This window comes from Pseudomonas sp. NPDC088429 (assembly GCF_044753305.1).
Classification (GTDB): domain Bacteria; phylum Pseudomonadota; class Gammaproteobacteria; order Pseudomonadales; family Pseudomonadaceae; genus Aquipseudomonas; species Aquipseudomonas rustica.
In genome coordinates, this window is the sequence record NZ_JBIVMX010000004.1 from 215,886 (window position 1) to 228,578 (window position 12,693).

Here is a 12,693-nt window from a genome sequence, read left to right on the forward strand (position 1 = left end):
TCGGGAGAACAATAATGAGCAAATTTCACAGCCTGACCATCAAGGACGTGCGCAGCGAAACCCGCGACGCCGTGTCCATCGCCTTCGACATTCCGCAGCACCTGCAGGACAGTTTTCAGTTCACCCAAGGCCAGCACCTGGTGATGCGCACGCAGATGGACGGCGAAGAAGTGCGCCGCTCGTATTCGATCTGCACCGGGGTGAATGACGGCGAACTGCGCATTGCGATCAAACGCGTGGCCGGCGGGCGGTTCTCGGCGTTTGCCAATGAGCAATTGCAGGCTGGGCACACGCTGGAAGTGATGCCTCCGGCCGGGCATTTTCATGTTGATCTGGATCCGGCGCGGCACGGTAATTATCTCGCCGTGGCAGCGGGTTCGGGTATCACGCCGATTCTGTCGATCATCAAAACCACGCTGGAGAACGAACCGCACAGCCGCGTCACGTTGCTGTACGGCAACCGTTCCAGCTCCGGTGCGTTGTTCCGTGAACAGCTGGAAGACCTGAAAAACCGTTACCTGCAACGTCTGAATCTGATCTTCGTGTTCAGCCGTGAGCAACAGGACGTTGACCTCTACAACGGTCGCATCGACGCGCAGAAATGCGAGCAACTGTTCAGCCGCTGGCTCGACGTCAAAGCCCTCGACGCAGCGTTTATCTGTGGCCCGCAGGAGATGACCGAAACCGTGCGCGACAGCCTCAAGGCCAAAGGCATGGGCGCCGAGCGCATTCACTTCGAACTGTTCGCCGCGGCCGGCAGCCAGCACAAACGCGAAGCCCGCGACGCCGCGCAGATGCTCGACGCCGGGGTCAGCCAGATCACCGTGATCAGCGACGGCCGCGCTGTGGCGTTCGAACTGCCACGCAACAGCCAGAGCCTGCTCGATGCCGGCAACGCGCAAGGCCTGGAGCTGCCGTACTCGTGCAAGGCCGGCGTGTGCTCGACCTGCAAGTGCAAAGTCATCGAAGGCGAAGTCGACATGGACAGCAACCATGCGCTGGAAGATTACGAAGTCGCGGCGGGCTATGTGCTGTCGTGCCAGGCGTACCCAGTGAGCGACAAAGTCGTCCTCGATTTCGACCAGTTCTAAAGGATTCACACCCATCCCCTGTAGGAGCGAGCCTGCTCGCGAAGGGGTCATCAAATTCAACATGAAGTCGCCTGACACACCGCTTTCGCGAGCAGGCTCGCTCCCACAGAGGATGGCGGTGCTCACAGCGCCAGGCATCAACACAAAACCATGTGGGAGCGGGCTTGCTCGCGAAGGCGTCATCAAATTCAACACTGAAGTTGCCTGACACACCGCTTTCGCGAGCAGGCTCGCTCCCACAGGGGAATGGTGGTGCTCAATGAACCAGGCATCAACACAAAACCATGTGGGAGTGAGCCTGCTCGCGAAGGCGTCATCAAATTCAACACTGAAGTTGCCTGACACACCGCTTTCGCGAGCAGGCTCACTCCTACAGGGGAATGGTGGTGCTCAATGAGCCAGGCCTCAACACGAACCGATGTGGGAGCGGGCTTGCTCAGTTCATCCGTTCGATGACCGGCATCGGCGCGTCCGGCGCCAACCAACACTAATTTCAAGCACAGGAGCTTATTTCATGTCCCACGCCCCTACCCTGCAAAGCTTCCTCGCCGGCCGCTGGATCGGCCAACACGGCGCGCAAATCCTGCGCAGCGCCATCGACGGCCACGAGCTGGCGCGCACGCATGAAGAACGCCCGGACTTCGCCGAAGCTATCGACTTCGGTCGCCGCCAAGGCGTCACCGAACTGATGAAGCTCGACTTCCAGCAACGCGCGCAACGCCTCAAAGCCCTGGCGCTGTACCTCAGCGAACGCAAGGAAGAGCTTTACGCGCTCTCGCACCACAGCGGCGCCACCCGCGCCGACAGCTGGATCGACATCGAGGGTGGCAACGGCACGCTGTTCACCTACGCCGGCCTCGGCGCGCGTGAGTTGCCGTCGGGCAACATCGTCCACGAAGGCCCGGCGCTGCCCTTGGGCAAACTCGGCACCTTTGCCGGCACACATATTCTGGTGCCGCGCGGCGGCGTCGCGGTGCACATCAACGCGTTCAACTTCCCGATCTGGGGCATGCTGGAAAAATTCGCGCCGTGCTTCCTCGCGGGCATGCCGTGCATTGTCAAACCGGCCAGCGCCACCAGTTATCTGACCGAAGCCGTGGTACGCATGATGGATGCCTCGGGCCTGTTGCCGACCGGCAGCCTGCAATTGGTAATCGGCAGCACCGGCGACCTGCTCGACCGCATGCAAGGCCAGGACGTGGTGACGTTCACCGGTTCCGCCGACACCGCCGCCAAGCTGCGCGTCAACCCGAACCTGATCCGCAACTCGGTGCCGTTCAACGCCGAGGCCGACTCACTGAACTGCGCGATCCTCGCCCCTGACGTAACCCCGGACGACGAAGAGTTCGAGCTGTTCATCAAAGAAGTCGCCCGCGAGATGACCACCAAGGCCGGGCAGAAATGCACCGCGATTCGCCGCGCCATCGTGCCCAAACAACACATCGACGCCGTCGCCACACGTCTGCGCGATCGTTTGGCGAAAGTCGTCGTCGGCGATCCATCCGTGGAAGGCGTGCGCATGGGCGCATTGGCTTCCCATGATCAGCAGAAGGACGTCGGCGAACGCTTGCAAAGCTTGCTGCAAAGCTGCGATCAACTGTTCGGCGCTGAGGACGGTTTCGAACCGCGCGGCGCAAACGTCAGCCAAGGCGCATTCTTCGCTCCAACGCTGTTGCTGGCCCGTGATCCGCACGCCGAAGGTGGCGCGCATGACATCGAAGCCTTCGGCCCGGTCAGCACACTGATGGCCTACGACGATCTCGATGAAGCGCTGGTGCTGGCCGCGCGCGGCAAGGGCAGTCTGGTTGCCAGCCTCGTCACCAAAGATCCGAAAATCGCCGCCAAAGCCATTCCGGTTGCCGCGGCCTGGCACGGCCGTTTGTTGGTACTGGATCGCGAATCCGCGGCCGAATCCACCGGCCATGGTTCGCCACTGCCACAACTGAAACACGGCGGCCCGGGTCGCGCTGGTGGTGGTGAAGAGTTGGGTGGCTTGCGTGCAGTAAAACATTACCTACAACGCGCCGCCGTGCAGGGCTCGCCGACCATGCTCGCTGCCGTCACCGGTGAACACGTGCGCGGCGCAAAAGTCATCGAGACCGAAGTGCATCCATTCCGTCGACACTTCCAGGATCTGCAGATCGGCGAGTCGCTGCTGACTCACCGTCGCACTGTCACCGAAGCGGATCTGGTCAACTTCGGCTGTCTGTCCGGTGACCACTTCTACATGCACTTCGACGACATCGCCGCCAAGGAATCGCAGTTCGGCAAACGCATTGCCCACGGCTATTTCGTGCTGTCGGCGGCCGCTGGCCTGTTCGTCTCCGCTGCGCCCGGCCCGGTGCTGGCCAACTACGGCCTCGACACGTTGCGTTTCATCAACCCGGTCGGTATCGGCGACACCATTCAGGCGCGCCTGACCTGCAAACGCAAGATCGACCAAGGCAAGAAGAGCCCGCAAGGCATTCCGCAAGGCGTTGTGGCGTGGGATGTGGAAGTCACCAACCAGCTCGGTGAGCTGGTGGCCAGCTATGACATTTTGACCTTGGTGGTGAAGCGCGAAGAAGACGCAGCGTAACGAAAAAAGGGGCACCGCAAGGTTGCCCCTTTCCCACAGGGGAATTGATTGGGTTCTGGAGTTATTAAACAGGCTGAAACAATAAACACGCCGATAGAAATATCGACGATTGTTGGGCAACTGTAGAGCCGCTGTGGGCTTCAAGCCATTCAGCACCTGCCCAAAGCAGATCGCCCAATAGTTTAAAAGGGCGATCAGTCCGCCCACCCTTGGTATCATCGCCCACACTTTTTTGACGTTTTAATGACGGTAAGGTCTTTTTTTTGTGAGCGCTCTTTTTCACCGTTTGCGGCATCCGCATGCCCGCCTCGTCTCGTTGATCATTCTGGTGCTGATCGTGCCGGTGTGCCTGCGTGCGGTATTGGGCTGGTCGTCACCGCTGGGGTATCTGTCGGATCTGGCCATTGGCAGTTCGCTGGTGGTTTTGCTGCATCGCCGCGCCTGGTGGCTGGCGCTGCCGGTGCTGTTGTTCTGGGGCCTGCTGGCGGTGGCGACTGCTGAGCTGGTGAGCGCAGTCGGCCGCCTGCCGACCCCTTCCGACATTCATTACCTGATCGATCCGCAATTTGTCGAAAACTCCACCGGCGGCGGTTTGGCGCATCCGGCGGTGGGCATTGTTTTGCTGTTGGCGCTGATGGTCTGGCTGCTGACCCGGTATCTCGGGCGTGGCAACCCTCGCCCAGCCCTGCCCCGCGCTGTGTGGAGCGTGCCACTGGTGTTGTTCGCCGCGCATTGGGGCGCACAGAATCTATGGCCGAACGAAGCTGATCCGTGGCGGCTGTACAACTTGCCGCACCAACTGCTCGCCAGCGAAGTCGCCGATCTGCAGATTCAGGGCGAAGAATGGCTCGACGGCGATATTGAAGAACCCGCGCCGGCGATGGCCGGGCTCACCGACGTCGACCTCAATGGCCACAAATTGCTGGCCGCGCCGGGCCAGGCGCGCAACGTGCTGATCATCGCGCTGGAAGGCATTCCCGGCGCCTACCTCCGCGCTAACCGCGAAGCCATTGGCAGCCATTATCAGGAAGACCTGATGCCCAACCTCAGCCGCTGGGCCGAGCGCGGCATGAACACTCCGGATTACGTGCTGCACACGCACCAGACCATTCGCGGCCTGTACGCGATGCTCTGCGGCGATTACGACAAGCTCAACAACGGCACGCCCAAAGGCGTGGAAATGCTCACCCTTAACGAACGCAATCAAGCCTGTCTGCCGGCGCAACTGCGCCAGCACGGTTTCAGCACGCATTACCTGCAAGGCGCCGGGCTGCGCTTCATGGCCAAAGACAAGATCATGCCGCACATCGGTTTCGATGCGACCCATGGTCTGGAATGGTTCACCAACAGCAACTACCTGGAATTCCCCTGGGGCAAGGACGACAAGGCTTTCTTCGAGGGCGCGCTGGACTATGTCGGTGAATTAAAGAAGCAGAAACAGCCGTGGATGCTCACGCTACTGACCGTTGGCACGCACCAGCCCTACTCCGCCCCGGAGGAATATCTGGAGCGTTATGAAACGCCCAAACAAGCCGCCGTTGGTTATCTCGATGACGCGCTGGAGCAGTTCCTCAGCGGTCTCGAACGCCAAGGCGTGTTGAAAGATACGCTGGTAGTGATTACTTCGGATGAATCCCATGGCATCGACGGTGTACGCCTGGCCTCCTCTTGGGGATTCAATCTCACCCTCGCGCCCGAGCAATCGCAACTGCCAAGGCTGAACAAAGGGGTTTATGGCCACGTTGATCTGAGCACGTCGATCCTCGACTATTTCGACCTGCCGGTACCCACGGCACTCAGCGGTCGTTCGCTGTTCCGCGACTACGATTCCGGTCGCGAAATCATGTCCTTCACCAACGGCAAACTGCGTTACCACAATGGCCAAGGCATCTTCTCCGAATGCGATATGCCGCGCCGCTGCCGCTACTACGAAAGCGCCGGGTTCATTGCCGAAAGCGCCACGTACAAAGGTAAATACAGCGGCCACCCTGCCCGGCAAATCGCTGCGCGTGCCAACGCACTCGACCTGTCACTGCTGCGCACCCCACTCAATCAGCGCTATCAGTTCGGCAGCACCAACGTCATCCCGCTGCAAGCGCAGATCAAGGACGACTGGGCTGACAACCTGATCGGCGCGCAATACCTGGAAATGCCCAAAGGTTCTTACACCCGCGTGCGCCTGACCGTGCGTGCGGTTGATCCGCAGCAAACGGCTTTTATTCAGCTCAAGGCCAAGGAATTCGAGAAAGACGTGCAGTTGGGTCTGCCGTCGGAAATGGTCGCCACGGCGGATCAACCGCTGGAGATGGATTTCAGCTTTGATAACCCGCAGCAGCGAAAGGCGTTTTCTTTTCATCTGCTGGGATATGGGGAAGGCGCGGTTGAGGTCACGGATTTCAGCGTGATTACTGAACTGCCGGGCCAGGAAGACCTCTTGGACGAAGTGCCAGAGGACGACACCGCCCAATCCACCTGAATATTTTTCGTCTCAATGCCAATGCAGGAGCTGCCGAAGGCTGCGATCTTTTGATCCTGATCTTTTAGAGGAAAGATCAAAAGATCGCAGCCTTCGGCAGCTCCTACATGTGCAGGGCAATAAAAGACTTTGCCTATTAGTGTCCATCAGTCGGCCTATTAGCTGACTTGCCCAGTCGGGTCTAGCCTTACTAGTCCGAAGTCGGCACGAGCCGGCCGTAGCAGACCTGATAAGGACTCGAACATGGCAAACGAATCGAAATGCCCGTTCAACCACGCCGCCGGTGGTGGTACGACGAACCGTGACTGGTGGCCGAATCAACTCAACCTGAAAATTCTGAGTCAGCACTCGCCCAAGTCCGATCCGTTGGGCAAGGACTTCGACTACGCCAGCGCCTTCAATAGCCTCGATTTTCAAGCCCTGAAACAAGACCTCACCGCGCTGATGACCGACTCCCAGGACTGGTGGCCGGCAGACTTCGGCCATTACGGCCCGCTCTTTGTGCGCATGGCCTGGCACAGCGCGGGCACCTATCGAACCGCGGATGGCCGTGGTGGCGCTGGCTCGGGTCAACAGCGTTTTGCCCCGCTCAACAGTTGGCCGGACAACGTCAGCCTCGACAAGGCCCGCCGCTTGCTATGGCCGATCAAACAGAAATACGGGCGCAAAATTTCCTGGGCGGATCTGATTGTCCTCACCGGAAATGTCGCGCTGGAATCGATGGGCTTCAAAACTTTCGGCTATTCCGGTGGCCGCGCCGATGTCTGGGAACCGGACGAGGACGTTTACTGGGGTTCGGAACACGAATGGCTCGGCGGCGACAGTCGCTATGGCAAAGACAACGCACCGATGCAGGAGCCCGGTGATGGCACGCTGGTGGCGGAGCCGGATTTGCACGGTAAAGAGGAAAGCCGTACCGATCAGGGCGAACGCAATCTGGAAAATCCCCTCGCCGCCGTGCAGATGGGGTTGATCTACGTGAACCCGGAAGGCCCTGAAGGCAATCCTGATCCCGTCGCCTCCGCCCACGATATCCGCGAAACCTTCGGCCGCATGGCCATGAACGACGAAGAAACCGTGGCGCTGATCGCCGGCGGTCACGCCTTCGGTAAAACCCACGGCGCCGGCCCTGCCGACAATGTCGGGCCGGAACCGGAAGCGGCCGGGCTGGAAGAGCAAGGCCTCGGTTGGCGCAACGCTTTCGGCACCGGCAAAGGCGCCGACACCATCACCAGCGGCCTCGAAGTGACCTGGACGACCACGCCGACCAAGTGGAGCAACAACTATCTGGAAAACCTGTTCGGCTTCGAGTGGGAGCTGAGTAAAAGCCCCGCCGGTGCGCACCAGTGGATCCCGAAAAACGGCGCCGGTGCCGGCACGGTTCCACATGCCCATGACCCGAGCAAAAAACTTTCGCCGACCATGCTGACGTCTGACCTGGCGCTGCGTTTCGATCCGGCCTACGAGCAAATCTCCCGGCGCTTCCTCGCCAATCCTGAGCAACTGGCCGACGCCTTCGCCCGCGCCTGGTACAAACTGATCCACCGCGACATGGGCCCGCTGTCGCGCTACCTCGGCCCGGAACTGCCGAGCGAAGAACTGCTTTGGCAGGATCCGATTCCAGATGTCACGCACCCGCTGATCGACGATGGCGACGCCGCAGCACTGAAAAGCAAAATCCTGGAGTCGGGCCTATCGGTTTCGCAACTGGTCTCGACGGCTTGGGCGGCACTGTCGACGTTCCGTGGTTCGGACAAACGCGGTGGCGCCAACGGTGGTCGTCTGCGTCTGGCACCGCAAAAGTTCTGGCAGGCCAACCAGCCCGAGCAACTGGATAAAGTGCTGAGCACCCTTGAAGGGATTCAAAACCAGTTCAACGGCGGCGCAGCCGGCAAGCAAGTCTCGCTGGCGGATCTGATCGTGCTGGCAGGCAATGCGGGCATCGAACAAGCGGCGAAAAACGCTGGTCACTCGGTCAGCGTGCCGTTCCATCCGGGGCGTACCGATGCCACGCAGGAGCAAACCGACGTCGAGTCGTTTGGTTTCCTTGAGCCGATTGCCGATGGTTTCCGCAACTACAGCAAGGGCAAATACACGGTATCGGCGGAGGCGCTGTTGATCGACAAGGCGCAACTGCTGACGTTGACCGCGCCGGAAATGACCGTGTTGCTGGGTGGTTTGCGGGTGTTGAACACCAACGTCGGGCAGAGCCGTCATGGGGTGTTTACGGCGCAGACTGAAGCGCTGACCAATGACTTCTTCACCAACCTGCTGGACATGGGCGTGGAGTGGAAGCCGACATCGCGGGATGCGGATGAGTTTGAAGGGCGCGATCGCAAGACCGGCAATGTGAAGTGGACGGCGACGCGTGTGGATCTGGTGTTTGGTTCCAATGCGCAGTTGCGGGCATTGGCTGAGGTGTATGCCAGTTCGGATGCCAAGGAGCAGTTCGTCAAAGACTTCGTCGCAGCCTGGACGAAAGTCACCAACCTCGACCGTTTCGACCTGAAAAACTGAAATATGTAGGAGCTGCGGCACGCTGCGATCTTTTGACCTTGATGTTAAAGATCAAAAGATCGCAGCCTCGTTTCACTCGTCAGCTCCTACAGAACGCAAAAAAATGTGGGAGCAAGGCCGTTCCCACATTTTATCGCGCAGGCCATCTAAACCCTGTAGGAGCTGCCGAAGGCTGCGATCTTTGATCTTGATGTTAAAGATCAAAAGATCGCAGCCTTCGGCAGCTCCTACAGGGATCGGCGTTACGCCAGGCTTTTGCTCACCACCTCAAACACATCACTCGACAACTGGCCCGACGCCCGAATCCGCTCCAGCTCGCCTTTCATCAGCGCCTGGCGCGCATCGTCGTATTTGCGCCAGCGCGTCAGCGGTGCCAATTGGCGAGAAGCGATCTGCGGGTTGAAGCCGTTCAGCTCAATCACCAGATCCGCGAGGAAGCGATAACCGGAACCATCCGCCGCATGGAAGTTGATCAGGTTCTGCCCGGCGAACGCGCCGACCAGCGCACGCACCTTGTTCGGGTTTTTGATGTTGAACGCCGGATGCTGCATCAGCGCCTTCACGCGCTCCAGACCGCCCGGCAAGGTGCTGCCCGCCTGCACGCTGAACCACTGATCCATAACCAGCGGGTTGTCCTTGAAGTGCTCGGCAAAACTCGCCAGCGCCAGCGTTTTCTGCTCTTCGAACGGCGAGTTGACCAACACCGCCAGCGCAGTCAGGCGCTCGGTCATGTTGTCGGCGTTTTCAAACTGCTCCAGTGCCGCCGCCAATACTTCCGGCTTGCCGCTGAGCATCAGATAAGACAGGGCAATGTTCTGCAGCGCGCGACGGGCGAAGTGCTCGGCTTCGGCGACGTACGGGGTCTTCTTCGACAGGTCGCGGTTGGCCTGATAACGCAGCCACAGCGCCTCGAACAAGCCTTCGGCCAATTGCTTGCGCGCGAACTCACGGGCGATATGGATCGCATCGACATCCGCCACTTCGCTGATTTCAGTGAGGTAAGCCTCACCCGGCAGCGAAAGCATTTCGGCGACCATTGCCTGATCCAGCGATTCGTCCGACAGCACGGTACGCAGCGCCGACACCAGACGCGGGTCGAGCTTGAGGCTTTCGCCCTTCTGCTGTTGGCCAATCAGTTCTTGCAGCACTTGCACCGACAGTTGCTGACCGGCATCCCAGCGGTTGAAACCGTCGCTGTCGTGCTGCATCAGGAACATCAGTTGATCGCGGTTGTACGGGAAGCTCAGTTTCACCGGCGCCGAGAAACCGCGTAGCAGCGATGGCAGCGGCTGTTCAGCGATGTCGACGAAGGTGAAAGTCTGTTCAGCTTCGGTCACCGAGATCACGCGAGTGGTGCCTTGCGCCGCCGCTTCGCCGCTCAGACGCAGGGCAATTTCGTTGCCTTTGCTGTCGAGCAGGCCGAGTTCGACCGGAATCACGAACGGCAGTTTTTCAACTTTGTCCGGGGTTTCCGGGCAGCTCTGGCGGAAGGTCAGGCTGTAGGTTTTCTCGGCGGCGTCGTACGACTCGCTCACCGCCAGACGCGGCGTGCCGGCCTGGCTGTACCAGCGCTTGAACTGAGTCAGGTCGACGCCGTTGGCATCTTCCATCGCTTTGATGAAGTCGTCGCAGGTCACGGCTTGGCCGTCATGGCGATCGAAGTACAGATCACTGCCCTTACGGAAGCCTTCGGCGCCGAGCAGGGTGTGGATCATGCCGACCACTTCCGAGCCCTTTTCGTACACGGTCAGGGTGTAGAAGTTGGAGATTTCGATGAAGCTGTCCGGGCGCACGGCGTGAGCCATCGGGCCGGCATCTTCGGCGAACTGGTGGGTTCGCAGGTAAGCCACGTCCTGAATACGTTTGACCGTGGCCGAGTTCATGTCGGCGGAGAAGCCGGAATCGCGGAACACGGTGAAGCCTTCTTTCAGCGACAACTGGAACCAGTCGCGGCAGGTCACGCGGTTGCCCGACCAGTTGTGGAAGTATTCGTGAGCGACGATCGCTTCAACGCGCTGATGCGCAGCATCGGTCGCAGTTTCGGCGCGAGCGAGCACGGCGCTGGAGTTGAAGATGTTGAGGCCCTTGTTCTCCATCGCGCCCATGTTGAAGTCGTTGACGGCGACGATCATGAAGATGTCCAGATCGTACTCGCGACCGTAAACCTCTTCGTCCCAGCGCATCGACTTCTTCAAGCTGTTCATCGCGTGCTGGCACTTGTCGATATTTTCCGGCTCGACGTAAATGCGCAGCGCGACGGTGCGATCAGTCATGGTGGTGAAGGTGTCTTCAACGCACCACAAATCACCGGCCACCAGCGCGAACAGGTACGCCGGTTTCATGAACGGGTCTTCCCACGTTGCCCAGTGCCGGCCGTCTTCGCCCGGGCCCGAGGCAATCGGGTTGCCGTTGGAGAGCAGCACCGGATAGCTGTGCTGTTCGGCGACCACGGTGGTGGTGAACTTGCTCATCACGTCCGGGCGGTCGAGGTAATAAGTGATCTTGCGGAAACCCTCGGCCTCGCACTGGGTGCAGAACATCGTGCCGGACTTGTACAAGCCTTCCAGTGCGGTGTTGGTTTCCGGGTGGATCTTGACGCTGGTGTCGACGGTGAAGGTTTCGGCGGTCGGCTGCAGGGTCAGATGGTTTTCGGACAATTGATAGTCAGCAGCGCCCAGCTCTTTATCGGCCAGGGTCACCGAGAGCAGTTCCAGTTGCTGGCCATCGAGCACCAGCGGCGGCAGGCCCGGGCCACGCGCCGGGTTGCGGCGCATGACCAACTGCGCGTGCACCAGGCTGTGATCCTCGAACAACTCGAAGGTCAGGTGTGTTTCGTCGATCAGGTACTCGGGTGCCTGATAGTCCTTGAGGTAAATCATCTTCGGTTGTTCGGTGCGCATGCTGGAGTCCTTATTGATGCACGGCGAGCTGATAAGCCGTGTACTTGCGAATATTGATCACGCCGGTATCGAAGATCAGGTACTGGCCTTTGATGCCCAACAACGTGCCTTCGGCAATCGGGTTCTTGTCCAGGTTGAAGCTGACGATTTTGGCCGGGTATTGCTCGACCGGATAGCGGATTTCGAGAGGTTCTACATCGGCAATCGTCTGAATAGCTTGTAGGCCGAATCGCTCCTGCAAACCCTGCAGGCCTTCGGCGCAGCTTTCAAATAGCTGATCGCGCACCTGCGCCAGATCCACCGTTGCCGCATCGCCCTTGAGCAACGCGCGCCAGTTGGTTTTGTCTGCGACCTGGCTGCGGAACAAGTCCTCCACGAAGCCCGACTGCTGCCGCGTCGACACGCGCATGATCGGCAACGCCTGACACGCGCCCTGATCGATCCAGCGCGTTGGCAGTTGCGTCGCGCGGGTGATGCCCACCTTGATGCCCGACGAATTGGACAAATACACGACGTGATCGGTCATGCAGAACTGCTCGCCCCACGCTGGATCGCGGCAGGTGCCGGCGTCATAGTGGCAACGCTCCGGGCTCATGATGCACAGGTCGCATTGCGCCAGTTTGGTCATGCACGGGTAGCAATAGCCCTGACTGAAACTGGTTTTAGTCTTGCGCCCGCAATGGGTGCAGTGGATCGCCCCCAGGTACTCCAGGCGCACCGTGGTGCCGATCATGGGATTGACCGGCACCTCGACGTCATCCAGACGAAACGCGTATTGCACGTTCGGCCCGTCGAGGCGCGCCGACATTTTGCTGATTGCACCGCGGCCAATCTCGATCAATGGATAGCATCCGACTTGAACAGGATGTTCGGCACTTCGATCGACTTCGATGCACATTCTTGCGGGCCCATGTAACCGGTGCGCTGATCTTCAGGCAGGTTCTGGATTTCCCAGGCGATCATCGCCTGCAACGATAGCTCGCGCTGTTCGGCGGTGAGTTTGCCACCGTCCGACCATTTGCCGATTTCCACGGCCAGTTTCAGGCTCTCGTAGATGTCCGGGGTGATGTTGTTGATCATGTCGTTAAAAGAGGACATCAGGGTCTCCGTGCTCTTTATCTACAAAAAAAA

Annotated in this window: 7 protein-coding genes; 4 read left to right on the plus strand and 3 right to left on the minus strand. The window is 59.7% G+C overall.

Features of this window, described 5'->3' with window-relative positions:
- Window positions 1-14: 14 nt before the first annotated feature.
- The 4 genes from paaE (at window position 15) to katG (ending at window position 8,662) form a co-directional block, all read left to right on the plus strand.
- Entirely contained in the window at window positions 15-1,091 is a 1,077-nt protein-coding gene (paaE, locus tag ACIP66_RS04900; RefSeq protein WP_400645933.1) for a 1,2-phenylacetyl-CoA epoxidase subunit PaaE, read from the plus strand.
- A 514-nt stretch (window positions 1,092-1,605) separates the two neighbouring features.
- On the plus strand, window positions 1,606-3,669 hold the full coding sequence (paaZ, locus tag ACIP66_RS04905; RefSeq protein WP_400645936.1) for a phenylacetic acid degradation bifunctional protein PaaZ: 2,064 nt from the start codon (window positions 1,606-1,608) through the stop codon (window positions 3,667-3,669).
- Window positions 3,670-3,934: 265 nt separating this feature from the next.
- Window positions 3,935-6,145, plus strand: a complete 2,211-nt coding sequence (locus ACIP66_RS04910; protein ID WP_400645938.1) for an LTA synthase family protein — start codon at window positions 3,935-3,937, stop codon at window positions 6,143-6,145.
- Between the two features lie 243 nt (window positions 6,146-6,388).
- On the plus strand, window positions 6,389-8,662 hold the full coding sequence (gene katG, locus ACIP66_RS04915; RefSeq protein ID WP_400645941.1) for a catalase/peroxidase HPI: 2,274 nt from the start codon (window positions 6,389-6,391) through the stop codon (window positions 8,660-8,662).
- A gap of 242 nt (window positions 8,663-8,904) precedes the next feature.
- Here katG and pepN read toward each other — a convergent pair whose 3' ends face one another.
- The 3 genes from pepN to ACIP66_RS04930 are packed head-to-tail and all read right to left on the minus strand — an operon-like array spanning window position 8,905 to window position 12,660.
- Window positions 8,905-11,562 carry an aminopeptidase N gene (gene pepN, locus ACIP66_RS04920; RefSeq protein ID WP_400645943.1) on the minus strand — a complete coding sequence of 886 codons (2,658 nt, stop codon included), beginning with the start codon at window positions 11,560-11,562 and terminating at the stop codon, window positions 8,905-8,907.
- A 10-nt stretch (window positions 11,563-11,572) separates the two neighbouring features.
- A complete protein-coding gene (locus tag ACIP66_RS04925) occupies window positions 11,573-12,403 on the minus strand; it encodes a DUF2797 domain-containing protein (RefSeq protein ID WP_053119411.1) in 831 nt (276 codons plus the stop codon).
- Complete coding sequence (locus tag ACIP66_RS04930; protein WP_007919229.1) at window positions 12,400-12,660, minus strand: YeaC family protein; 261 nt, start codon at window positions 12,658-12,660, stop codon at window positions 12,400-12,402. The genes ACIP66_RS04925 and ACIP66_RS04930 overlap by 4 nt, the downstream gene beginning before the upstream one ends.
- Window positions 12,661-12,693: the final 33 nt, after the last annotated feature.

What these genes read in the sequence shown, in the direction of transcription:
- paaE (WP_400645933.1), top strand. Translation starts at nt 15, where the DNA reads ATGAGCAAATTTCACAGCCTGACCATCAAGGACGTGCGCAGCGAAACC.
- paaZ (WP_400645936.1), top strand. Translation starts at nt 1,606, where the DNA reads ATGTCCCACGCCCCTACCCTGCAAAGCTTCCTCGCCGGCCGCTGGATC.
- katG (WP_400645941.1), top strand. Translation starts at nt 6,389, where the DNA reads ATGGCAAACGAATCGAAATGCCCGTTCAACCACGCCGCCGGTGGTGGT.
- pepN (WP_400645943.1), bottom strand. Translation starts at nt 11,562, where the DNA reads ATGCGCACCGAACAACCGAAGATGATTTACCTCAAGGACTATCAGGCA.
- ACIP66_RS04930 (WP_007919229.1), bottom strand. Translation starts at nt 12,660, where the DNA reads ATGTCCTCTTTTAACGACATGATCAACAACATCACCCCGGACATCTAC.